This is a genomic window from Agrobacterium sp. NPDC090273, from assembly GCF_044772305.1.
Taxonomy (GTDB): domain Bacteria; phylum Pseudomonadota; class Alphaproteobacteria; order Rhizobiales; family Rhizobiaceae; genus Agrobacterium.
In genome coordinates this window covers 427,544-449,911 of the sequence record NZ_JBIVYN010000002.1, presented here as the reverse complement: position 1 = coordinate 449,911, position 22,368 = coordinate 427,544, and the positions used below count along the sequence as shown (strand labels likewise).

At 56.7% G+C, this 22,368-nt stretch carries 21 protein-coding genes; 8 read left to right on the top strand and 13 right to left on the bottom strand.

Annotated elements, in window-relative coordinates:
- Window positions 1–65: 65 nt before the first annotated feature.
- The 4 genes from iolG to ACIQT8_RS08380 form a co-directional block, all read right to left on the bottom strand.
- Entirely contained in the window at window positions 66–1,058 is a 993-nt protein-coding gene (gene iolG, locus ACIQT8_RS08395) for an inositol 2-dehydrogenase (RefSeq protein ID WP_400964710.1), read from the bottom strand.
- A gap of 268 nt (window positions 1,059–1,326) precedes the next feature.
- Window positions 1,327–2,562, bottom strand: a complete 1,236-nt coding sequence (locus ACIQT8_RS08390; RefSeq protein WP_400964709.1) for an adenylate/guanylate cyclase domain-containing protein — start codon at window positions 2,560–2,562, stop codon at window positions 1,327–1,329.
- A 209-nt stretch (window positions 2,563–2,771) separates the two neighbouring features.
- Window positions 2,772–3,002, bottom strand: coding sequence for a helix-turn-helix domain-containing protein (locus ACIQT8_RS08385; RefSeq protein WP_138791978.1), 231 nt, complete (start codon window positions 3,000–3,002; stop codon window positions 2,772–2,774).
- A 246-nt stretch (window positions 3,003–3,248) separates the two neighbouring features.
- Window positions 3,249–4,361, bottom strand: a complete 1,113-nt coding sequence (locus ACIQT8_RS08380; protein ID WP_400964708.1) for an RHE_PE00001 family protein — start codon at window positions 4,359–4,361, stop codon at window positions 3,249–3,251.
- Window positions 4,362–4,607: 246 nt separating this feature from the next.
- On the opposite strand from ACIQT8_RS08380, the gene ACIQT8_RS08375 reads away from it, so the two are divergent.
- A complete protein-coding gene (locus ACIQT8_RS08375; RefSeq protein WP_138792261.1) occupies window positions 4,608–5,912 on the top strand; it encodes an MFS transporter in 1,305 nt (434 codons plus the stop codon).
- Window positions 5,913–5,970: 58 nt separating this feature from the next.
- Here the strand turns inward: ACIQT8_RS08375 and ACIQT8_RS08370 are convergent, their stop codons facing one another.
- The 4 genes from ACIQT8_RS08370 to ACIQT8_RS08355 form a co-directional block, all read right to left on the bottom strand.
- Window positions 5,971–7,305, bottom strand: a complete 1,335-nt coding sequence (locus ACIQT8_RS08370) for a HAMP domain-containing sensor histidine kinase (RefSeq protein ID WP_138791980.1) — start codon at window positions 7,303–7,305, stop codon at window positions 5,971–5,973.
- 6 nt (window positions 7,306–7,311) lie between these two features.
- Window positions 7,312–7,965, bottom strand: a complete 654-nt coding sequence (locus ACIQT8_RS08365) for a response regulator transcription factor (RefSeq protein ID WP_400964707.1) — start codon at window positions 7,963–7,965, stop codon at window positions 7,312–7,314.
- Window positions 7,966–8,031: 66 nt separating this feature from the next.
- On the bottom strand, window positions 8,032–9,699 hold the full coding sequence (locus tag ACIQT8_RS08360) for a phosphoethanolamine transferase (protein WP_400964706.1): 1,668 nt from the start codon (window positions 9,697–9,699) through the stop codon (window positions 8,032–8,034).
- A gap of 180 nt (window positions 9,700–9,879) precedes the next feature.
- Window positions 9,880–10,791 (bottom strand): LysR family transcriptional regulator, encoded by a 912-nt coding sequence (locus ACIQT8_RS08355; RefSeq protein WP_138791983.1) that lies wholly within the window; start codon window positions 10,789–10,791, stop codon window positions 9,880–9,882.
- Window positions 10,792–10,975: 184 nt separating this feature from the next.
- On the opposite strand from ACIQT8_RS08355, the gene ACIQT8_RS08350 reads away from it, so the two are divergent.
- The 6 genes from ACIQT8_RS08350 to ACIQT8_RS08325 all read left to right on the top strand — a co-directional run bounded on the left by ACIQT8_RS08350 (window position 10,976) and on the right by ACIQT8_RS08325 (window position 18,108).
- On the top strand, window positions 10,976–13,102 hold the full coding sequence (locus tag ACIQT8_RS08350) for a TonB-dependent siderophore receptor (RefSeq protein WP_400964705.1): 2,127 nt from the start codon (window positions 10,976–10,978) through the stop codon (window positions 13,100–13,102).
- A 31-nt stretch (window positions 13,103–13,133) separates the two neighbouring features.
- Window positions 13,134–14,036, top strand: a complete 903-nt coding sequence (locus tag ACIQT8_RS08345; RefSeq protein ID WP_400964704.1) for an iron-siderophore ABC transporter substrate-binding protein — start codon at window positions 13,134–13,136, stop codon at window positions 14,034–14,036.
- Complete coding sequence (gene fhuB / locus ACIQT8_RS08340) at window positions 14,033–16,000, top strand: Fe(3+)-hydroxamate ABC transporter permease FhuB (protein ID WP_400964703.1); 1,968 nt, start codon at window positions 14,033–14,035, stop codon at window positions 15,998–16,000. Before ACIQT8_RS08345 ends, fhuB begins: the two co-directional genes overlap by 4 nt.
- 30 nt (window positions 16,001–16,030) lie before the next feature.
- Window positions 16,031–16,840, top strand: coding sequence for an ATP-binding cassette domain-containing protein (locus ACIQT8_RS08335; RefSeq protein WP_262527661.1), 810 nt, complete (start codon window positions 16,031–16,033; stop codon window positions 16,838–16,840).
- A 236-nt stretch (window positions 16,841–17,076) separates the two neighbouring features.
- Window positions 17,077–17,604 carry a DUF992 domain-containing protein gene (locus ACIQT8_RS08330; protein ID WP_138791988.1) on the top strand — a complete coding sequence of 176 codons (528 nt, stop codon included), beginning with the start codon at window positions 17,077–17,079 and terminating at the stop codon, window positions 17,602–17,604.
- A 99-nt stretch (window positions 17,605–17,703) separates the two neighbouring features.
- Window positions 17,704–18,108: a cytochrome c family protein gene (locus tag ACIQT8_RS08325; protein ID WP_138792262.1), complete on the top strand. Its 405-nt coding sequence runs from the start codon at window positions 17,704–17,706 to the stop codon at window positions 18,106–18,108.
- A gap of 7 nt (window positions 18,109–18,115) precedes the next feature.
- Here ACIQT8_RS08325 and recX read toward each other — a convergent pair whose 3' ends face one another.
- A complete protein-coding gene (gene recX / locus ACIQT8_RS08320; RefSeq protein ID WP_400964855.1) occupies window positions 18,116–18,679 on the bottom strand; it encodes a recombination regulator RecX in 564 nt (187 codons plus the stop codon).
- Window positions 18,680–18,814: 135 nt separating this feature from the next.
- The gene (locus ACIQT8_RS08315) at window positions 18,815–20,044 is read right to left on the bottom strand and encodes a PQQ-dependent sugar dehydrogenase (RefSeq protein ID WP_400964702.1); all 1,230 of its coding nucleotides are present in this window, start codon (window positions 20,042–20,044) and stop codon (window positions 18,815–18,817) included.
- A gap of 204 nt (window positions 20,045–20,248) precedes the next feature.
- On the opposite strand from ACIQT8_RS08315, the gene ACIQT8_RS08310 reads away from it, so the two are divergent.
- Window positions 20,249–20,434: a hypothetical protein gene (locus ACIQT8_RS08310; RefSeq protein WP_138791991.1), complete on the top strand. Its 186-nt coding sequence runs from the start codon at window positions 20,249–20,251 to the stop codon at window positions 20,432–20,434.
- Here the strand turns inward: ACIQT8_RS08310 and ACIQT8_RS08305 are convergent, their stop codons facing one another.
- Genes ACIQT8_RS08305 through ACIQT8_RS08295 form a run of 3 tightly spaced genes read right to left on the bottom strand, consistent with a single transcriptional unit; the run spans window position 20,435 to window position 22,367 of the window.
- Window positions 20,435–21,061 carry a class I SAM-dependent methyltransferase gene (locus tag ACIQT8_RS08305; protein WP_400964701.1) on the bottom strand — a complete coding sequence of 209 codons (627 nt, stop codon included), beginning with the start codon at window positions 21,059–21,061 and terminating at the stop codon, window positions 20,435–20,437.
- Window positions 21,062–21,070: 9 nt separating this feature from the next.
- Window positions 21,071–21,739 (bottom strand): pseudouridine synthase, encoded by a 669-nt coding sequence (locus ACIQT8_RS08300; protein ID WP_400964700.1) that lies wholly within the window; start codon window positions 21,737–21,739, stop codon window positions 21,071–21,073.
- Between the two features lie 40 nt (window positions 21,740–21,779).
- Complete coding sequence (locus ACIQT8_RS08295; protein WP_400964854.1) at window positions 21,780–22,367, bottom strand: IMPACT family protein; 588 nt, start codon at window positions 22,365–22,367, stop codon at window positions 21,780–21,782.
- Between the last annotated feature and the right edge of the window lies 1 nt (window position 22,368).

Sequence of the window (22,368 nt, the reverse complement as noted above, 5' to 3'; positions counted from 1 at the left end):
CAAAACAGGCTTGTAATGAAAAAAGGCCGGGCGTTGTCGCCCGGCCTTTTTTGCCTTTCGCCGTTTCAAGCGATCGAAACAGCTGTTTTCGTTTGTGCGGATTTAAGGGCGGCATCCGCCAGCTTGAGGGCAACGAGCCCGTCGGTAATGGATGGCGACGGCGCCTTATTGTTCTGGATGCAATCGATGAACGCCGTGATTTCCGCAGCATAAGCGGCGGTATAACGCGTCATGAAAAAATCATGCAGAGGCGGGCGTGTATAGCCGTCCGCATTGGCGATCTCTATGGAAACCGGACGCTGGTTTTCGGCAGCCGCCGAGCCAAGAGAACCGTGTACTTCAATGCGCTGGTCGTAACCATATGTGGCGCGGCGTGAGTTCGAAATGATGGCCTGTTTTCCGCTCTTGGTGGTGAGAATGACACTGGCACTGTCGAAATCGCCAAGCGCACCGATCTCGGGATTTACGAGAACGGAACCGCTTGCGAAGACGTCGCTTACCTCTTCGCCGAGCAGGAAACGCGCCATATCGAAATCGTGGATGGTCATGTCACGGAAAATGCCGCCGGACACCTTGATATAGTCTCCAGGCGGCGGGCCGGGATCACGGCTGGTGATCGTCACCATTTCCACCTTGCCGATGCGGCCATCTTCGATCGCCTTGTGAACGGCCTGAAAATGAGGGTCGAAACGGCGATTGAAGCCAAGCATGACCTTCGCGCCGGTTTCCTGAACCACCTTTGCGCAGGCTTCTGCACGTGCAACGTCGAGGTCGACGGGTTTTTCACAGAAGATCGCTTTGCCGGCGCGCGAAAAGCGCTCGATCAGGTCGGAATGTGTATTGGTCGGCGTGCAGATGATGACAGCGTCGATGTCCTTGTTCGCCAGGACGTCGTCAATTGTGCTGACGGCACATCCTGTTTCCTCTGCGATTGCCTTCGCTGCGTTTTCCATTGCATCGACCACGGCGACCAGCTTCGCGCGACTGTCCGTCGCGATTGCCTTGGCGTGAACCTTGCCGATGCGGCCAGCGCCAAGCAGTGCCAGTTTCGTAACCATTATTCCTCCCGTTGCTCATAACTGCCCTCCACTCCCTGGAAGGCAGAACGTAGAATTCTCTACGTGAAAATATGGAATATATGTTCTATTTTGCTAGATCGACAGGTGCATCATGTCAAGCGATTTAAACGAGCAGATGCATCCCTTTCGGGCGCTGGTCTGACGTTTCCGGTCACAATGCACCTGACGTTTGTTTAAGACGAAAAAGCGCGCCGCAGTCATCGATGATGGCGTAGCCGCATGACAAATGTGTTTTTATATAAGTCGCTTATGCGTGGCTTTGCGCGGGGAGAGCATAGACTTCCACAGGGGTTTCAAGTCCACGAAGCAGCCAGGGTCCGAGGTTTTCCAGCTTGTCGCTACATCCTGCCGCGTTGACAAACTCCTTGGAAAAGAGAACCGGGCGCCCGGTGTCTTTCGTCAGGGTTTCAAGGCGGGACGCGATGTTCACGGCTGGGCCGATGACGGTGAAATCCAGGCGGGTTTTCGAACCGATGTTGCCATACATGACATCGCCAATATGAACGCCGATGCCGTACCCCAGATGTTCGTGGCCTTTCTGCCTGTTGACTTCATTGAGCGCGGCAAGCCCTTCCTGCGCCTTGCCAATCGCCTTGAGAAGATTGTGGCAGGCATCGGGATTGCTGAGTGGGAAAACCGCCAGCAACCCGTCGCCCATAAACTTCAGGATCTCGCCGCCAAATTCCTCGATCGGGTCGCACATGGCGTCGAAATAGCCGTTGAGCAGTTCGATCACATCGTCTCTCGGCCAAAGGTCGGAAATATGTGTGAAATTGCGCAGATCGCAGATCAGGATCGCCGCTCCGACCGTGGCGCCGCTTCCGCGCGTCGTTGCGCCATCCAGAATCTTCGCCCCAGCATGTGGCCCGACATAGGTTTCCAGCAATGTCCGCGCCATGCGATTTTTGACCCTTATCTCGCTGACGAGCGCGAGCGCGGGTATAAGGTTTTTCAAGGTCGCGATTTCAGTATCAGAAAACCCGCCTGGGCGATCGCTGGCGAAACTCGCCACATGCCGTTTTTCGAACGTGTGTTCTATTGGCCAGGCACAATAATCTGTCATTCCCTCGGCGAGAAGATCGTCATAGATCGCATATCCGGCCCCGTTCGTTGCGCCGCTTTGCAGCCGCTGGCGAACCTCCTGAGCACCACGATGGATCTCGCTGATTGGACTGTTGATATATTCCGGAGAACTTTCCGATCCGTACCCGAATGTATCGATGTCGGCGGTTTCGATGCCCGGCTTCCAGAGTATGCGCGCACCAAGCCATTGCGGGTGGCGAACCTGGAAGGCAAGGACGGCACGTGCGATGGAAACGCCTTCAGCACGCAACCGCTCGCACATTTCCACGAATATCTCGTCAATGAAACGCTGACCCTTGGTATCGGTCACGAGCCAGTCGAGGATGCCGGTTTTTTCCGTCGGCCAAAGATTGAGCGTCGACGCCGAAATGAGATCCTCGGTGTTATCGCGAAGTGTCATGAGCGGATTCCCGAAATGTGGCCGGCTCTCGGTCGTGCAGGCAGCGCCCGGCGGATGCCGGTGACCACGCTCATGTGGTGCTGAAAAGCGAAATTTTAAGAGAAGCTTCGGAAATAGTTTCGCCATTTCTGACGGCGAACATTCAAACGCCGCCGGAATGCTCCATCAAGAACATTCCGTGGGCGGCGGTCAAGTCGGAGCGCAGAAGATCAGATGACAGCTTCAACGGGGATGTTCAAAGCAGCCGCAACGCGCTTGATGCGTAGCGGATCGCTGTCAGTGCCCTCTTCCAGGGCTCGGATTTCGGTGGTCGTAAGGCCACAGGTTATTGCCAGTTGGTCGACCGTGTAGCCGGCGTGGTTTCTGGCTGCCAGTATCTTTCTGGCAAATGGTGCGCTGGTTTCCTGATCGGAATCTGGCTGTGAAATGGAAATGGTCATGACTTGCATCTCCCTCGTGATGGACACTGGATGTCGCCGGTCTGAAAATATTGCCGGTGTTGAATGCGACTGCGTTGCCGGAGAATAAATTGGGCTGCAACGCTGCGAGGAAGATAGACATTTCGACCCGCTCCGCAATAGTTAAATTTTGTTAAGAATCGTGATCGGAAAATTCTGAAATTGTTTCAGTTGCTTATCCAGTGAGCATAGCTGCTGTCATGCCGAGAAAGCCAGTATCAGTCAGCCTCAAAGCATTCCCCAGGCACGAAATCGCCCGCGCCCCGTGACTTCGCGAAGTTCAAGCTGGTTGGCTAGTCCCACAGCGCCTTGCGGCGTTGTTCCAAGTTCCTTGACGATGACGGAGGCCGAGACGACGGGCCGGGCGACAACAAGGTCGATCAGTGCCGGCAATCGCGAACTGGAACGCCGGCCGACCAGTTTCCGCAGCATTCTTTCACGGGCGTGCAGGAGCCTGTCATGCTCTTTCAGTCCGCCAACAGCGGCTTCGTAAAAACTGTCGAGAAGCGCTACGGTGCGCTCCGTCTGGTCGGCGGCATGTCTGCGGTCGCGTGCAACAGCGCGCAGGCCTGGGCTGAGCGCCGGCAGATGGTCAGGAGAAACCCCCGAATCGCGTAGAAAAGCCGCTGTCAGCAGCCTGCCAAGCCAGGGGCTTCGTTGCAGAACTTCAAGCTTGTTCCACGCGTCCAGCATGATCGCGGCGCGCAGGATCGGCGGGAGTGCCTGGCTTGCGTCATGAACCTGCCGCCACTCCTCAAGCCTTTCTTCCTCATCCCAGTCTGCGTCACGGATCAGAGCGTGGCTGTCGTTTGCGGGCAGGCTTGGCGGAAGATCACGCCCTCCGGTGACGGCCTGCAATGTTGCCGTGCTGCGTGCCAGAAGGGCATCCAGCTCGGAAAAAGCATCCTGTAGTGGCGCATCTTCGACAGACGTTTCATCGACATCCGGTGTAGCGGGAGAGAAACTTTGGAGGCCTGTACTTTCATCAGTATCCGATATCTTGCCACGCAGGCGGGACAAGCCGCTCGCCGAGAAGGCCCATCCTCTGACATTCGCGAAGATCGTGCGTCGGGTTCGCAAAATCCTGTAGGCGGAAATCATCTCGTGCGTGGGCGCACGTACGTCCATTCGCGCCTCATGCAAAACGAGGTCTTCCATGTGCACGAGTTCGCCATCGACCCACATGGATGAGATCGCATCGCCGAAATCCTGTCGCTCAATGAAGCCCAATCGCAGCGGTGAGCGTAAAATTCGTTCGTCCAGCCGCGCCAACGCCTCGCCCGCCCGTGATGCCGGCACGAGGAGCTTCTCGAGTTGCAAATGTGCGATATTGTAAAGCATTGATATTTTTTATTTTACCCCGCAGCCACTGGCAACGGCGGGATTGGTGTTTTTGCCGTCTCGACGGCGGCATATGAAAACGCAGATGCGACCGGGTGAAAGCAAGGATTATGCCGCATTGCAGCATAAGCTTGCGCATTGCAGCATCAGAGGTATATACCGTCCGCAGGGAGCGACAAATTATCACACCTTCCTTGCTCGCTCCAATCTCCAGATCAGACTGAATCGGAGTCTAGCGTGAATATTATGACAAATGAGCCGGCGGCTGCGCCGGATCAGAAAACCCGGCTGAAATCCATCATCGGTGGATCGGCGGGTAACCTCGTTGAATGGTATGACTGGTACGTCTACTCGGCCTTTACCCTCTATTTTGCGCCGATCTTCTTCCCGTCTGGGAACCAGACCGCCGAACTCCTGAGTGCCGCCGCGGTTTTCGCTGTCGGGTTTCTGATGCGCCCGATCGGTGCGTGGTTCATGGGCACCTATGCCGACCGCAAGGGTCGCAAGGCAGGCCTGACCCTTTCCGTGACGCTGATGTGTCTTGGGTCGCTCCTGATTGCCATCACCCCTGGCCATGAAACGATTGGTATAGCTGCACCGGCAATTCTGGTTTTTGCCCGTTTGCTGCAAGGGATCAGCGTCGGCGGCGAATATGGCGCCAGCGCGACCTATCTCAGCGAAATGGCCGGTAAGAGCCGCCGTGGCTTCTTCTCCAGCTTCCAGTATGTCACCCTGATATCCGGTCAGCTTCTGGCACTTGCTGTGTTGCTCATCCTGCAGCGCCTGTTGACGCCCGAACAGCTCAGCGCATGGGGCTGGCGCATTCCGTTCTTCATCGGTGGTGTTCTGGCGATTGCGGTGTTTTACATTCGCCGTGGACTGGTCGAAACGCAGTCGTTCAAGAACGTCAAGGAAAATGACGACAGCAAGCCGAAGTCCAGCGGCTGGGCGCTTTTCCGGCACTACCCGAAGGAGGCCTTCATGGTTATGGCCCTGACGTCGGGCGGTACCCTGGCCTTCTACGCCTACACCACCTACCTGCAGAAATTCCTCGTCAATACTTCGGGCTTCAGCAAGGAGAGCGCGACCGAAATCACCACGGCGGCCCTCTTTGTCTTCATGCTGTGCCAGCCGATTGCCGGCGCGCTGTCTGACAAAATTGGTCGCAAACCGCTGATGGTCGGCTTCGGTATCCTCGGAACGTTGTTCACCTATCTCATCTTCAGCACCCTTGCGACCACGACCAGCCCGTTCACGGCTTTCGCATTGGTGCTTGCAGGACTGTTGATCGTGACGGGCTACACGTCCATCAACGCGGTAGTGAAGGCGGAAATGTTCCCGGCACATATCCGTGCTCTTGGGGTTGCGCTGCCTTACGCGCTTGCCAACACCATCTTCGGTGGAACGGCTGAGTTCGTCGCCCTCAAGTTCAAGCAGATCGGCCACGAGGGCTGGTTCTTCTGGTACGTGACGATCATGATTGCCCTGTCGCTCATCGTCTATGTAAAGATGCGCGATACACGCGATCACAGCCACATCCACGAAGACTGAACTGGCGAATACGCCCATAAATATCCAAGCCCCGTCGACCTCGGCGGGGCTTTTTTCGTCAGGCCGCTTTTACGGGAAAGACAACGCGCGCTTCAAACCCGTCTTTTCGTCCAGGTGCCGGCGATGACAGAAACAGCTTTCCGCCGCTTTCTTCGACCAGCTTTTTCACGATGGCAAGGCCGAGGCCCGAGCCTTCGGCACCGGTCTGGCCTCTGGTGAAGCGCGTTGTCAGTTTGGGCAACAGTGCTTCGTCGATCACCGGTGCGGAATTGACGACGGTAATCGTTCCGTCGGGCTTCGTCTGGACCGTCACCGGACTTCCCGCCGTGCTGTGGATCAGTGCGTTTTCGAGCAGATTTCTGACGACAATCCCCAATGCGTCGGCACCAATCCGACATTCGAGACCCGTGTCGCAATCGTTGATGAACCTGATACGGCGTGCGCCAAGTGCCGATCTGCTGATATCGTCGACAACCAGTTCCACGACCGGCATGATATCGCTGCTGGTATCGGTGACGCCGATCTTCGCCTCCGCACGGGACATCTGCAGCAGTTTTTCCGCCAGATGACCGAGATGGCTCAGCGACTTTTCGATATTCTCCACACGGGGAGACAGTTCAGCAGGAATATCTGCACGCAGTCGCTGCGTTTGCGCCAGGGCGCCGGCAATCGGCGTGCGCAATTCGTGGGCGCTGTTTGCCGTAAACTCTCGCTCAGCCTCGATGGCTGCGCGCAGCCGCTCCAGCAGCAGGTTGACCGAGCGAGCGATAGGATGAAGTTCTGCGGGAAAAGGTTCGGTTTCAAGCGGCGCAAGGTTGCCGCCATCCTTCTTGCCGATCTCGTCGCGCAGGGTGCGTATCGGATAGAGTGTTCGTCTGACGACAACGATCACGGCGATGATACTTGCGGGAATAAGAATGAGGACGGGCAAGAGCAGTGCGGTTCCTGCCTCCTGTATGGCTTCGCGGCGATTGGCAAAAGCATCGGCAACCTGCAGGACATAGTTTCCGTCCGGGGTTGCCACTGAATAGATGCGTTGAGTCGAGGTTTCGGAAAAACCGGGGTCGAGCGAAACCTCGAAGGGCTCGGTCGAGCTGTCATGCGAATGCAAGACGACCTGTCCTTCGCGGTCCCGTACCTGATAGGTTAGATATTCCGATCCCTCCGAGGAGCGAAGTTTTTGCAGGGCGGGTGCCGTGTTGTTCTGTCTGAGGTCGTCGACCAGAAGAGGCAGCAGCCTCTCTGCCGTTTCCTGCACACCGGAATCGAAGATTTCCGCGAATTCATCCTGCATCACCATGATCCCGAGGCCACTGGCGAGAAGCCACGACGCCGCAACGACGCTTGTGACGGCGACGACGATTTTTCGGGTCATGCTGACGGGTTTGGACATGCTTGCCTACCTAATGGTGTAACCCACGCCGCGAACGGTCTCGACGCGGTCATGGCCGATTTTTTTGCGCAGACGGCTGATATAGACCTCGACCGTATTGCTTTCGATTTCTGCACCAAACGCGTAAAGCGCGTCGTGCAATTGCGTTTTCGAAATGACCGCGCCCGGGCGCTCGACAAGTTTTTCAAGAACGGCCCATTCTCTGGCACTCAGCGTCTGCGCCGTTCCGTCAACCACGATGTTCCGCCCGACCTGATCGATTTCGATACCTGGCAACCGAATGACTGGCGCGGAACGCCCTTCGTAACGCCGCGAAACCGCCAGCATGCGGGCCGAAAGCTCGTAGAGATCAAACGGTTTGACGAGGTAATCGTCGGCACCCGCGTTCAAGCCTGCAATGCGGTCGGAGACCTGGTCATGGGCAGTCAAAATGATAACGGGTGTGGCGTCGTTACGATTGCGCAAGGCCTTCAACAGGGTGATGCCGTCGCCATCAGGCAATCTCATGTCGAGCAGAACGAGCCCATAGGCCATGGTCAATGTTGCCGCCATGGCGTCGTTCAACGTCTTGAACCAGTCGACTGCGTGTCCCGCTGCCGCAACATGGTCCCGCAACGCCTCTCCCAAGACGTGATCGTCTTCAACAAGCAGAACTCGCAAGACAGCTCCCTTTATAGCGCTGTCCTGCGTATCGCTTTCGCAGGACAAGCGTCAAGTTCTGTCTGATCAACTGCTCTGACGTGTCGTGCACCCGCTGAAAATATCGAGTGACGGATCGTAGACGGAGGTGGAGATGTTCATCATGCCCAGGATGCTGTGGAAGTAGTCGTCATGGGAACGGCCACCCTTTGCTGCATCCTTGGCAAGGCAGGCTCTGTCCAGACCCATTGACCTGGCGAAGTCATCATCGAACCAGACGAGGAATGGAACGTGGGTCTGCTGATCCGGTGCCAGCAGATAGGGCGCGCCGTGCAGGTAGACACCGTTCTCACCAAGCGATTCACCGTGATCCGAGGCATAGATCATGCCGGTCGCCAGCTTGTCGGATCGTCCTTTCAGCTTGTCGATTACTGTCGACAGAAAATGATCGGTATAGAGAAGGGTATTGTCGTAGGAATTGACGATCTCGCTATCGGTGCAATTGCCAAGCTCTGCGGTACGGCAATCCGGCGTGAACTTCCGGAACTCGTCGGTGTAGCGCAGGTGATAGGTCGGTCCGTGGCTACCCATCTGGTGAAGGACGATGACGCTGTCCTTTCGAATGTTGTTGAGCCAACTGTCCAGTTTGTCAAAGAAGATGTCGTCGCGGCATTCACCGCCTGTGCAGAAGCGGGGATCATTGGTCGATGGCAAGTCGAAATAGGCGATACGGTCGGCGACATTTTTGCTGCCTGTATTGTTGTCCAGCCAGCTTGCATCCACACCCGCATGGACGAGAACATCCATGACGTTTTCGTTGGCGAGCGCCTTGCTATGGCTATAGCTCGAACGGGGGAATTTCGAGAACATGCAGGGGATGGAAATGGCGGTCGCGGTGCCACAGCTCGTCGTGTTCGGAAAATAGACCACGTCGCGCTTTTCCAGTTCGGGATTGGTGTCGCGCTCATATCCGTTGAGCGAGAAGTTGGCCGCGCGCGCCGTCTCTCCTGCGACGATAACGGTGACACGCGGTTTATGGATGCCGCCCAGCGCAGGAAGAATTTTCGCATCCTGGCCGATTGGGCTCACCGTGATCTCAGCCTCTTTGCCGGCCTGTGTGAAATAATGGATTGTCGACAGGATCGGAGACAGCGGATTGACGCTCTTTACGATATCCTTGTGCTGACGGATGGCAGTGGTGAAGTTCTTGGAATTGGCGAAGCTGATAATGCCGACGAGAAGGAGGCAGAGCAAAATGCTGACCGTGTTCCAGAGCAATTTGTCGAGGATCGGTCGATGCCCGACCCTGACAGCTATGATGACGATGGACGGCACAAGTCCGTAGATCGCAAGATGCAGGATAAAGCCAGGCGTCATCAGGTTGCCGGCCTCGGCTGGCGTTGTTTCCATAGCGTTGCGGATCATGTCGCTGTCAATGACGATACCATAACGATCCATGAACCAGGACGCAGCGGCCGCTGCGATCACCAGAAAGATCAGAAACGGCTTGATGAGATATTTGGCGGAAAAAATCGTTATCAGAGCGCCGAGAAGAGCCGCCATGGCAATATAAAGCGCCGCGATGGCAACCGGATAGGCCGACAGATAGGTGTGTATTTTCGACCAGAATGTCTGGTTCGTGCAAAACAGCAAATACACGCCCGTTAGCAAGCTAAGCGGCACGCTGCCGATTTCGGGACGATACGATTCAGTTCCTGTTGCTTTCGCCGTAAATAGAGCCACTGTCAGGTCCACCAGATTTCACATGAACCGACGACAGCGAAGAGCGTGAAAAAACACGTGCAAGTGCAGCACCGCATCGGCCTTGTATGGCGGATGCGGGATTTAGCTGACATGAACCTGAAAGCCTTGTCATGGAGGCGTCATATCCTGGCGGTGCGCCTGACGGTTTGGTTCAAAAGATGCCGTCTGACATCATTGCCTGTTGTGCAGGATGAAGGCCCGAACGGCAGGAGAGGCTTCGGTTTTGCGATAGGCAATTGCCAGATCAGACGTTGTTGTGCTGGATGAAAGGGGCACGTAGTGGACACCCGGCAACCTCAGGCAATCGAGCGAACGCGGTACGAGTGCAATTCCAAGGCCGATAGAGACCATGCAGGCGATGGTGGTGTAATCGCGCCCTTCAGGGCTGATGGACGGCTGGAAGCCGGCCTCGTTGCAGGCTTCGATGGTGTTGTAATGGAAGCCAACATCGGGAGGTTGACGGGGTGTGATGAAGGTTTCCTGTGACAGGTTCTTCAGATCGACCTGGCGAGCGAACGCGAAAGGATGGGTTTGCGGCAGTGCCGCCATCAGAGGCTCACGCAGAATGACGTTGGTCGCTACACCCTCCGGTATCGGCGCCGGCGGACGTATGAAGGCGATATCGAGATTACCGTCGGCAATCTTGGATAGCTGCAGCCGCATTTCCATCTCGATGAGTTGCAGTTCCACATCGGGATGAGATGCGCGAAAGCTGGCGATAGACTGAATGAGCAGGCCGGAGTAAGCGGCGGAAGCAACATAACCGATGGTAATGCGGCCCGTTTCCCCGCGATCGACGCGTTTGAGGGCTGCCAGTGTGGCATCGGCATCTGCCAGAATCTTTTTCGCATCTTCGTAGAGAAGCTGGCCCGGGGCCGTCAGTTGCACGGATCGGCGTGTCCGGTCCAGCAATGGCATTCCGACGATATCCTCGAGGTTCATGATCTGCTGGCTTAACCCCGGCTGCGCGATGCCAAGCTTTATGGCAGCACGCTCGAAGTTGCGCTCGTCCACCAGTGCGGTGAAATACCGTAAGTGTCGGAGTTCGAAGGTCTCGGCCCGAGGTCTTTGCCGTTTGGTCATGGTTGTGCGGTTTTCAGATTAGAATAATTTCAAGCTATTATCGAAACCATTTATCATAATCAACGGTGATGAAAAAACCGGTTTTGGCTTATTGGATCATAATCGACCACTTGCTTAATAAGATGACTGAATTAGTCCAGAAAAGCGCCCGTTTTTTGGGTGCGCAGGTGAAAAGGGTCTCGGGGTGAAGGCGAAGTCGAAATACAGTTCTGTCCTGGCGGGCAATTGCGCTCTGATCGCTCTCTGCGCAGCTCTGCCTGCCGTCGCTCAGGACGCCGGTTCGACGACGCTCCAGACGATTACTGTTGATGGTAGTGGCAAAACGCAGGACCCCAAAGCGCCAGTCAAGGGATATGTGGCAAAGACGAGCGCAAGCGCGACGAAGACGGGCCGCTCCTTGATCGAGACGCCGCAGTCCATCTCTGTCATCACCAGAGACCAGATGGACAATCAAAGTGTCCGCAATCTCAGCGAAGCATTGAATTACGTTCCAGGTGTTGTCTCTCAGCCCTCCGGTTCCGACCCGCGGTTCGATGCGCCTCGAATTCGCGGTTTTGCAGGAAACCAGTTGCAGTTCCTCAACGGCCTTCGTCTCATGCGTACTGCAGGTGCACCTTCTTACGAGGTGTATGGTCTGGAGCGTGTCGAGGTTATTCGTGGGCCTGCATCGGTTCTTTATGGACAGGGTAACCCCGGCGGTCTCATCAATCTCATCAGCAAACGTCCCACCTTCGAGCGCTTTGGAGAAGTCGGCGCACAAGTCGGCAGTTACGACTATTACCAGTCGATGTTCGACATTGGTGGCCCGATCGCTGACAGCGACACTTTTGCCTATCGACTAACCGGCGTGGCGCGCAACGCGCACACGCAAACCGACAACCTGCAGAACGACCGCTATTTCATCGCGCCCGCAGTCACCTGGCAACCCGACGAAGATACGAAACTGACGGTCCTTGGCGCCTATCAGCACGATAACCCAAGCTCGCCATCCGGTCTGCCTCCAGCGCTGACCTATCTGCGCCCCGGTAATATGCTTGACCGTAGTTTCTATGTCGGTGATCCGTCGTTCGATACGTCCAGCCGCAAGTTCACGAATATCGGCTATGAGTTCGAACACCGCTTCGATGACACCTTTACGTTCAGACAGAATGCCCGTTACTCCAATTTCGATTGGTCCTATCGGGCACTTGGGATGTCTTCGACCAATAGCGGGATGATCGGCAACCTCATTCGTCGCAATGCGACGTTCCAGGACGAGTTGCTGAACACCTTTAACATCGACAACAGCCTGCAGGTCGATTTTTCGACCGGGCCGGTCGATCATACCGTACTGGCCGGGGTCGATTATCGCTACTTCGACAACAATGTGAAAACCGAATTCTGGGCGGCAACGTCGCTCAACCCCGATAATCCCGTTTATGGCGGTCCGATCAGCCTGACGTCACGCACGCTTTATGCCGACGTGAAAACCGATATCTCCCAGGTCGGCCTTTATGTGCAGGATGAGATGGCCTTTGAGAACTGGCGCGTCACTGCTGGTCTGCGGCAGGACTGGGCAAGCACCAGCGGTACGACATTCAATGGCACCACGTATCGATCGCTCGACAAGGATGACCACAAGCTGACAGGGCGTGCCGGCGTGAGCTATCTCTTCGACAATGGCATTGCGCCTTATGTGAGCTATGCCACGTCGTTCGAACCCGTGCCGCAACCCGCCGTCGGTGACGCACCCAAGCCGACGACCGGCGAACAATGGGAAGCTGGCATCAAGTATCAGCCTGAAGGCTGGGACGGTTTCTTCTCCGTCGCGGCTTATGACCTGAAACAGAAAAACGTAACGACGACCGTTGGCGGCGTGACACAGCAGATGGACCAGGCGCGCGTTAAAGGCATCGAACTCGAAGGCGTGGCAACACTTGCTGACGGCCTCGATCTCAGGGCAGCTTACACCTACATGGACACGGAGGTTGCAGGCCGCGTCAACAACGGTAAGGAACTCGATAATGCGCCGCGCCATGCCGCGAGCCTCTGGCTCGATTATACGTTCCCGGAAGACACCGCTCTTGAGGGTTTCGGCATCGGCGGTGGCGTGCGTTATATCGGTCAGCGTTACGGTGACGCCGCCAATGCCTTCGATATGAAGGCACTCGCACTGCTCGATATCGGGGTTCACTACGAGAAAAACGGTTATCGTGCCTCGCTTGTCGTGCAAAACTTGACTGATAAAGAATATATTTCTAGTTGCTCCACTTTCGGATGCTATTACGGTGACGGAAGAACCGTCATGGGCAAGCTGACCTATCGTTGGTAAGGCTGCCGCAACACGCGAAGCAACTAGGGGCATGACAGTCAGGTATCGATACATGTCCTCGTTGTGGGGGCGGCGGGAATTTCTCGGATTGCTCGCTGCTTCGGCTTTCGTACGGCCGCTTCAAGCCCAAACAGCGCTGCGTATCGCGGCGATCGACTGGGCCATGCTGGAAACCGTCGTAGCCCTCGGCGTCACGCCTGTGGCGGCGACAGAACTGATCCAGTTCAGAAAAGATGCCGTCGAGCCGCCTGTTCCGGCTGAAGTGACTGACCTCGGCCTGCGTGGCGCGCCGAATTTCGAGCTTTTGCACCTTTCCAGGCCCGACCTCATTCTGATCTCGCCTTTCTACACTCGCTATACCGGGCGGCTGGAAGCGATCGCCCCCGTGTTCTCGCTGCCGTTCTATGTGAAGGGCGAGCCGCCTTTCGCAAACGCGCTATCGGCCGTCTCTGCGCTTGGTGAGAAACTCGGAAAAATCAACGAGGCCCAAGAGGTTCTGGATGAGACGGCACGTTCCCTTGAGACTATGCGGGAACGCCTTGCCGCATTCGCTGCGCGCCCGACCTACATTATCAACATCGGTGACGCACGACATTTCCGGGCTTTCGGCGCAGACAGCATGTTCGGTGACATTCTCGACAGGCTGGGTCTTCCCAACGCATGGAAAGACCGCTCGCAATTCACCTTTGCCGCTCCGGTGCCGCTTGAGAACCTCGCAGAAACACCTGAGGCGCGCATTGTCATCGTTTCCGATGTCCCTGTTGAAGCGCGTCAGAGCCTTCGCAACAGCGTCATCTGGCAGTCGCTAACGCCAGTTCGAGAAAACCGAGTGACGATGCTCGCAAATATCAATCCATATGGCGGTATCACAGCCGGCATGCGTTTTGCGCGCCTTCTGACAGAAGCACTGACGACGCGGCAGGGGGCATTGTGACGGCGCGTTCCATCCAGCTTTTCTGCGGTCTCGCTGTTGCGCTGGCATGTGCGCTTTCCCTGCACGCCATGGTCTTGCGTTTGCCCTTCGGTCTTTGGCCATCCTTGCCGTTCGATCCGTCGTCGATGTCGCTCGATCAGATCATTGTTGCGTTCAGTCTTATGCCGCGCGTCGTGGTGTCCATCCTTGCCGGAGCCATGCTTGGCCTTTCCGGTGCACTGTTTCAACTATTGCTCCGCAATCCGATTGCAGATCCCTCCACGCTCGGTATCTCCGCCGGAGCGCAACTCGCCATCGTTATCGCAACCCTGTTTTTTCCCGAAGCCTTGGACGGAAACCGCTCACTGGTGGCATTGCTCGGGGCTGCTTCGGCAGCGTCAGTCGTCTTTCTGCTTGGTTGGCGCCGTTCCTTCGAGCCGGTCACCATGGTGATCGCCGGGCTGCTGGTTGGCATTACCGCCGCGTCGGTTTCGGCTGCTTTGACACTGGCGCAAGGCGAATATCTGATGTCGCTTGTCGTCTGGAATGGCGGCGCACTCAGCCAGCAGGACTGGTCGGCGGCAGTTGCGCTGTCGTGGCAGCTTCTTGCAGGGCTTGCCGTGACATTCCTGCTGATGCGGCCGTTGACCCTTCTCGGGCTCGGCGATTCCGGTGCACAATCCCTCGGCGTGTCGCTTTTCTCCGTGCGTCTGGCGGTTGGGGCGCTGGCGGTCGTTATGGCGGCATTCGTTTCTTCCGCTGTCGGTCTTGTCAGTTTTATCGGGCTTGCGGCGCCGGCCATCACGCGGGCGCTCGGTATACGGCGTTCGTCGGCGGTCTTGCTGGTTTCGCCTCTTGTCGGCGGATTGCTCCTGTGGCTTTGCGATGGGGTTGTACAATTTGTTGCGACGTCCACATCCGAGGTATTCCCGACTGGCGCCGTGACGGCGTTGATTGGTGGCCCGCTGCTATTATGGTTGCTCCCGAAAATCCGCGCCACCGAGGTTCATCGCGGCGGCAATGACGAGCCGACGAAGAGGCGCGGACCTGCCGCATTGCTGCCAGTGCTCGCAGTGCTGGCCGTTCTTGTCTTTGCGGCGCTTGTCGTCACCAAAGGGCCTGAAGGCTGGGCACTTCTGGCGTCGTCCGATCTGCCAGATCTGTTGCCGTTCCGTTGGCCGAGACTGGTGGCTGCTTTTTCCGCAGGCGGCCTTCTGGCCATGGCCGGGGCTCTCTTGCAAAGGCTGACAGGTAACCCGATGGCAAGCCCTGAAGTTCTGGGCGTCAGCGGCGGTGCTGGCCTTGGCTTTGCTGCAGCCATCACGCTGTTTCCAGCAGGTGGCATTTTCGAATTGTTTGTAGGCGCAGGTGTCGGTTCTGCCGCCGTCATGATCCTGGTCATGTTCTTTGCTGCGCACCGATATCTGACACCCGAGAAAATCCTGCTCGCCGGCATTGCCATCAGTTCCTTGTGCTCGGCGGTGTTATCGGCACTGCTGTCCATCGGCGATCAGCGTGCCTGGCAGATTCTGTCATGGCTCAGTGGCTCTGGATCGACGGCGACACCTGCCTCGTCGATCTTCCTGTTCGTTCTGTCCGCCGTTTTGCTCACTGCTGCGTTCTCGGTGACGAGATGGCTGGCAATCCTGCCGCTGGGCCAAGCCGTGCCGCAATCTCTGGGGTTGCCGCTTATTGGTGCGCGCGCCGGTGTCGTTGCCGTCGCGGGCATTGCGACAGCAGCTGCTTCACTGCTTGTCGGCCCTTTGAGTTTCGTCGGCTTGATGGCGCCACACATCGCCCTTCGTGCCGGTTTCGTCACCCCACGACATCACATGCTTGCATCGTTCCTGTTTGGCGCGACCTTGATGGTGTTATCCGACCTGGGGGCGAGGACGATTACGTTTCCCTACGAGCTGCCGCTCGGCCTCTTCGCAACGCTGGCAGGGGCACCCTACCTGATCTGGCTGGCAGGTCGGCGACAATGATATTCACGTTCACATCCGGAGATAAGACCCATGGCTCAGGCTGCACTTGCCATACAGTATGATGAGACGCCGCTTTTTTCGTTGGATGCGGTTTCGATGGAGGTGCCGGGTCGGGTGCTTTTGCATCCCCTGACAACGCAATTCGACAGTGGCAAGACGATTGGCCTCATTGGTCACAACGGCTCTGGTAAATCCACGCTGCTGAAGCTTCTCGCCCGAATGCATGAGCCCTCATCGGGTAAAATTGCCTTCGAGGGCAAGGCGCTCGGCGATTGGGGCAACCGCGAGTTCGCGCGGAAACTTGCCTATCTGCCGCAATACACGCCTGCGGCGTCAGGTATGCTGGCCAAGGAGTTGGTGGCACTCGGCCGTTACCCGTGGCACGGCGCGCTAGGACAATTCACAAAGGCAGATCAGGAGAAGGTCGACGAGGCGATAGAACTCACCGACACGGTTGCCTTCCGCGACAGGCTGGTCGACACTCTTTCCGGCGGTGAACGTCAGCGGGTATGGCTGGCGATGCTGGTTGCGCAAAATGCTGAAAGCCTTCTCTTGGATGAGCCGATTTCGGCGCTCGATATGGCCCACCAGATTGAGGTGCTGTCTCTTGTTCAGCGTCTGTCACGGGAGAAAGGTCTTGGCGTTGTCGTGGTTCTGCATGACGTGAACATGGCCGCTCGTTTTTGCGATGAAATCGTCGCTCTGCACTCGGGCAGATTGATCGCGCGTGGCACACCGCAGGAGATCATGAACCCCGAGACATTGGAGAAAATCTATGGGGTGAAGATGGATGTGATGACGCATCCCGCCACCGGTTTTCCCGTCGCCCTTCCGCTCTGATTTGCAACTGGGCATGGCAATCCGGGGATAGACACCTCGGCATCAATGTCTGCCCTAACACTGCCTTAATGGCCCCCTACCGCCTTAAAGACATTGTTAACTGTTTGGGTCTCCTTGTCCCCAATTCGGTTGTTTTGGATCGATTTTGAGGAACAAACGTTAACAGTGCGGAATTCAGTATCCGGAGTGGGCAAGAAGGGCTGCTGCGGGTAGGAATAAAACAAGGAGAAAACCAGATGAAAAAAGCTGTTGCCGTAACCTTTGCCGCATTGACGATGGGTCTTGGCGGTGCCGCATCTGCGCTGGCTGCGGACCTTGCGAGATACGAGCAAGCTCCTCAGGAGCAGGACGATCGCAATGGTGTCAAGATCGGTTACCTGAGCTGCGATATCGGTGGCGGTGTGGGTTACGTGATCGGTTCCGCAAAGGAACTGGACTGCACGTTCCAGTCCACCATGGGCGCGCGCCGTACCGATCACTACACCGGCGCTATCCGCAAGATGGGTGTTGACCTAGGCTTTACCACACAGGGTCGTCTGGTCTGGGCGGTTTTTGCTCCGACAGCAGGCTATCACCGTGGTTCGCTCGGTGGCCTCTATCAGGGTGCAACGGCTGAAGCGACTGTCGGTCTTGGCGTTGGCGCTAACGTCCTCGTTGGCGGTACCTCCGGTTCCATCCAGCTTCAGACTGTCAGCGTGACGGGCCAGGTCGGCCTGAACCTTGCCGCGACCGGTACGTCGGTAACGCTGACGGCCATCAACTAATTTGCGCGGGCGCTCGAAGCAAGGCTTCGGGCATTCTGTCGCAGCATGCACAACGCCCTTTTCATTGCGAGATGAAGAGGGCGTTTGTATTATGAGGATATGAAATTTACTGCCTCATCTGTCGTCTCTGCGTCAATCGCCTTTCTTCTGAGCGCGGCTGTGCCTGCTTTTTCAGAAGGTGATGTCAGCAAAGGGGAGCGCGTATTCAGCCGCTGTTCCACCTGTCACAGTGTCGACGCTCCCCGCACCCGGATGGGGCCACATTTGATGGGTGTGGTCGGCAGGCCAATGGCATCTGTTGCCGATTATAATAACTACTCGCAGGCGATGAAGGATGCGGGTAACGCGGGACGGGTCTGGTCAGAGGAGGAATTGGCCAAATTCATTGCCAGCCCCAAAAAAGCTGTGCCAGGGACGTCAATGCGCTTCTTCGGCCTCTGGAGCGAAACGGAAATCGCCGACCTGATCGCTTTTTTAAAAGCGCACCCTTTGCCAGCGCAATAGTCCGACGTCAAAGCGGCGCGTCGTAGAGAATATCTTCCGCTTCTTCATGCGTCATGGCGAAAACCCGGGCACCGATCTCAAAAGAAAAACCGTTGCGCGCAAAAGCTGACAGTTCCTTGTTCTTTCGTTTTTCATCCAGTTCAATACGACGGTAGGGACCGAATGCCCGTTTGCGGGCAAAAACCACTGCCGCGACAAGGTCATTGGTTTCGTCGAGAGCAGCTTCCGCAGTCTGCCGGTCGACGCCTTTGATCGTTAGTTTCTGTGCAAGGCCGCGTTTGGATTTGCCACTGCGCAGACCACTGCGAACCGTGATCTCAGCGAAGGCGGTATCGTCAAGAGCCTTGATTTCGTAAGCGAATTTGACGGCAAAATCGCCGAGAGCCTTCGTCTGCTGGACACTGATATCTTCGAACTTTTCCTTTGCCTTGCGGGTAATCGCGTCGCGCAATTGCCGCTCAGTCATCATCCGTCGTTCCAGGCGATAAATCGCGGAATTGCGCGCCCACGACAGCATGCGGCTTGTCGGCTCCAAGTTTTCTGGTTCTGGCGTGTCATCGGTGTCGGCAATCAAGGCGGGGCCGGAATCGTTTGGTTCACTTCATCTGACGATATACGGGAAGGGCGATCGCATGTCAGCGCTTGATACGCGAAAGAGATACGGGCCGCTATTGGCAAGCGGCCCGTTCTCATGAAGGAAAGTTGGTTAGCTGGACTTGGCGATCCGCAGGATCTGCGAATTACCGCCGCCGCGCTGCTCGGTCACGGCATAAACAGCACCATCGGGGCCGACCTTCACATCGCGAATGCGTGCATCCAGTGGCAGCCTGTTCTCGGTCGCAACCTTATCGCCGTCGATTTTCAGGATCACCAGTCCCTGGCTTACCAGTCCGCCGACAATGAACGCACCCTTCCATTCCGGAATTTGCTCTGCGTCGTAATAGACCATGCCAGATGGGCCGATAACAGGGTCCCAATAATAGGCAGGCTGTTCCATGCCGTCCTTGGAGGTCGCACCCTCGCCGACGGCGCGTCCGCTATATTCGACACCGTAAGTGATGACGGGCCAACCGTAGTTCAGCCCCGCTTTGGGCATGTTGAGTTCATCGCCACCCTTGGGGCCGTGTTCAACGGTCCAAAGCCTGCCCTGTCCGTCCAGCGCGGCCGCCTGCAGATTGCGGTGGCCATAACTCCAGATTTCCGGGAGGGCGTTCTTCTGGCTGGCGAACGGATTGCCCTCGAATGCCTTGCCCTCGGTATCGATCCGGAAGACTTTTCCGAGGCCGCTCGACAGGTCCTGCGCCTGAACGCGCGGTGTTGCATCGGAGCGTTCGCCGACTGTTACATAGAGCGCATTGTCTGGCCCAAAGACGAGCCTGGAGCCAAAATGCTTGTCGCCGTCATAGGTTGGCATCTGGCGGAAGATGACATTGACGTTTTCGAGTTTTGCTGTTCCGCCGTCCTCACTCAGCTTTGCGGATGCGACAGAGGTTCCGTTGCCGCCGTCACGGGGCTCAGAGAAAGAAAAGAAGATCGTGCGCGAGGTTTCAAAGTCGGGTGCAAGCGCAATGTCCAGAAGGCCACCCTGTCCGTCGGACGCAACGTCCGGCACGCCGTCAATCGCGGCACCGGCCTTGCCATCGGCGACAATATGCATCGCGCCCTCCTTGGCGGCGACTATAATGCGGCCATCTGGTAGAAATTCCATCGACCACAGATGCGGCAAGCCGTCTGCGACAACGGATGTTTCGACGTCTGGCTGTGCGGTTGCCTGAGGTGCTCGAGTTTGACCTTCAAAAGCCGGTTTTTGATCTGGTGCGTTGGCCCGTCCGGTCTCAACGGGCGAAGCAGATTGCGCATAGGCTGCGCTAGAGAGCGAGGCTCCCACGACTGCCCAGAGCATGGTCGAGGTCAAAAATCGTTTGTTGTGGAACATGGATCTCCCTTCCGTCATTACCGTCAGCAAAGAACCATATGGGAGGCATTTCGTTTCAGTCGATGCATTCAAGAAAACTTGATGGCATCGTGTTCGGAAAAGGAGGGGTTTTACGCGTAATGGCGCTACTTCTCATCCATTCGAAATTGCAGGGAACTGCAATGGGTTCACGTGCGTTTCTGCTCTGATACGATGGAGGGAACCATGCAGGTCATCGATAACAAAAACCTAGACGGTAGCGGGATAAAACCGATCCTCAACGTTGCCGAATTCTGCCGACGTTACCGTCTCGACAAGACGGAAGAAACGCGCCTTCGCAAGCTGTTCGGCGATTTCGCCACGCGCCATGAGCTTCTCATGAATGCCCAGCGTAAACCGGTTTCGCGTTGATCAGTCTTCTATGTCGGTCGTTTTTCCGAAGATCATGAACACATCGTATCGGGTGTTTTTACCAAGTATCTGATGCGAGGGTTTTCGTATGCCTGGCATAGGATCGGCCCGCAGCGGCCACTTCAGTACAACCCTTTTTGTAGCGTGAGCCAGAGCCACTTCCATCAGCTGTACCTGGTCCGGATCAGCGCCGACGAGTTCGCGAAGCACGCGCATCTCTTTCTTGACGAGTGCCGTATTGTGTCTGGGCGGGTGCATCGGATCGACAATCACCACCTCCGGTGAAAGCTCTTTCAACAATTCCCTGGAATCACCATGCAGCAACGTCATGCGGGCCGCGGTTTCGGCATAGGCACCGCCAGCTTCAAGCGCGCGTCTTATGCCATCCTCAAGGTGGGCGTGCATGCCCGCCGAGCGCTCGATGAGCGTGACATCGGCGCCAAGTGAAGCGAGCAGGAATGCATCTCGCCCAAGGCCGGCTGTCGCATCGACAATCCTCGGCGTACGCCCTTTGGTGAAACCTGCAGCTTTTGCCAATGCTTGTCCGCGCCCTTCACCAGAGCGCAACCGATGACCGACCGCGCCACCGACAAAATCCACCACGAAGCTTTCGTCTTCTTCTTTCATCCGTCGCTCTCAGAAGGGGCAGGGCACAACATAGCGAACGTCTCGGCCATCCGGGTGCCGGAAGGCCACCTCCTCGGCATGCAACATCAGTCGGGAAGCGCCCGCCAAGGCTTCGCCATCGGCATAAAACTCATCGCCAAGGATGGGATGGCCGATCGCCTTCATGTGAACGCGCAATTGATGAGTACGGCCTGTCAGAGGGTGAAGCCGAAGCCGTGTGGCGGGCAGGGGCAGCCGTTCCAGCACGTGCCATTGGCTTTGCGCGGTTTTACCGTGCTCGTAGTCGACCCGGTGACGAGGCTTGTTGTCGGGATCGATCGCAAGTGGCAGATCCACTTCGCCGTTCTCGCCCTGAACGTCTCCCCAGACCACAGCGATATAGGATTTCTGCGTTTGCCGATTTTCAAATTGTGAGGCGATCGCAGCATGGGCCTGTCGGTTGAGCGACATCAGCACGATGCCGGATGTGTCCTTATCCAGCCGATTTATCATCAAGGCCCTGGGAAATTTCTTCTGCACCCGCGTGAGCAAGCTGTCGGACAGGAGAGGGTCGCGTCCCGGTACCGACAGAAGTCCGCTTGGCTTGTCCAGCACAAGAAGATCGTCGTCGCGGTAAACGATCGTCAGGTAGGGTTCGAGCGGTGGATTATAGATTGGGTTCGAAAGCATGGACGACATTTTCGTTCTTTATCACGAAACCACCAACCGGCCAGAGTGGTCAGTCCGGAATATGCAAATTGACCCGCCCGCTCGTAAGGTCGCTTAACAATCGTCCAAGCTTTTCAGCCTCTTCGTTTGGCACGGAAAGCCGCATATCAGCCCCGGTGGCAGTGAAATCCTCGGTGTCGACTTTGAGATCACGGATTGCTGAAAGCCTCGATTTAACCAGAGCCAGATCGGAAAACGGGCAACTGAGGGTCGCGGTGAGATAGGCTATCACCGGCGATTTTTCACCGAGCCTCAAACACGCGGCTGCTGTGCCGCCATAGGCCCGGATCAGGCCGCCACTGCCAAGAAGAATGCCCCCGAACCAGCGCACGACAAGCACCGCGACATTGTCGAGTTCCTGTCCATCAATGGCCTGGAGGATCGGTTTACCCGCCGTTCCGGAGGGTTCGCCATCATCGCTAAATCTGTAGATCTGTCCTGTTCGCCAGGCCCAGCAATTGTGGTTCGCAGCAAAATCGGAATTCTCAGCCAGAAAGGTCTTTGCATCCTCCTCGCCGGTGATCGGCGCGGCAAACGCAATGAAACGGCTTTTTTTGATATCCTGCGAAAAGGTGACGGGCTGGTCGAGTGTGAACATG

Excerpts from the sequence above, each read along its gene's own strand:
- ACIQT8_RS08305 (WP_400964701.1), bottom strand. The coding sequence starts at position 21,061 with ATGAAAGAAGAAGACGAAAGCTTCGTGGTGGATTTTGTCGGTGGCGCG.
- ACIQT8_RS08300 (WP_400964700.1), bottom strand. The coding sequence starts at position 21,739 with ATGTCGTCCATGCTTTCGAACCCAATCTATAATCCACCGCTCGAACCC.
- ACIQT8_RS08355 (WP_138791983.1), bottom strand. The coding sequence starts at position 10,791 with ATGACCAAACGGCAAAGACCTCGGGCCGAGACCTTCGAACTCCGACAC.
- ACIQT8_RS08310 (WP_138791991.1), top strand. The coding sequence starts at position 20,249 with ATGCAGGTCATCGATAACAAAAACCTAGACGGTAGCGGGATAAAACCG.
- ACIQT8_RS08380 (WP_400964708.1), bottom strand. The coding sequence starts at position 4,361 with ATGCTTTACAATATCGCACATTTGCAACTCGAGAAGCTCCTCGTGCCG.
- iolG (WP_400964710.1), bottom strand. The coding sequence starts at position 1,058 with ATGGTTACGAAACTGGCACTGCTTGGCGCTGGCCGCATCGGCAAGGTT.
- ACIQT8_RS08315 (WP_400964702.1), bottom strand. The coding sequence starts at position 20,044 with ATGTTCCACAACAAACGATTTTTGACCTCGACCATGCTCTGGGCAGTC.
- ACIQT8_RS08325 (WP_138792262.1), top strand. The coding sequence starts at position 17,704 with ATGAAATTTACTGCCTCATCTGTCGTCTCTGCGTCAATCGCCTTTCTT.
- ACIQT8_RS08390 (WP_400964709.1), bottom strand. The coding sequence starts at position 2,562 with ATGACACTTCGCGATAACACCGAGGATCTCATTTCGGCGTCGACGCTC.
- ACIQT8_RS08375 (WP_138792261.1), top strand. The coding sequence starts at position 4,608 with ATGACAAATGAGCCGGCGGCTGCGCCGGATCAGAAAACCCGGCTGAAA.
- ACIQT8_RS08345 (WP_400964704.1), top strand. The coding sequence starts at position 13,134 with ATGACAGTCAGGTATCGATACATGTCCTCGTTGTGGGGGCGGCGGGAA.
- ACIQT8_RS08335 (WP_262527661.1), top strand. The coding sequence starts at position 16,031 with ATGGCTCAGGCTGCACTTGCCATACAGTATGATGAGACGCCGCTTTTT.
- ACIQT8_RS08295 (WP_400964854.1), bottom strand. The coding sequence starts at position 22,367 with ATGTTCACACTCGACCAGCCCGTCACCTTTTCGCAGGATATCAAAAAA.
- ACIQT8_RS08330 (WP_138791988.1), top strand. The coding sequence starts at position 17,077 with ATGAAAAAAGCTGTTGCCGTAACCTTTGCCGCATTGACGATGGGTCTT.
- ACIQT8_RS08385 (WP_138791978.1), bottom strand. The coding sequence starts at position 3,002 with ATGACCATTTCCATTTCACAGCCAGATTCCGATCAGGAAACCAGCGCA.
- ACIQT8_RS08370 (WP_138791980.1), bottom strand. The coding sequence starts at position 7,305 with ATGTCCAAACCCGTCAGCATGACCCGAAAAATCGTCGTCGCCGTCACA.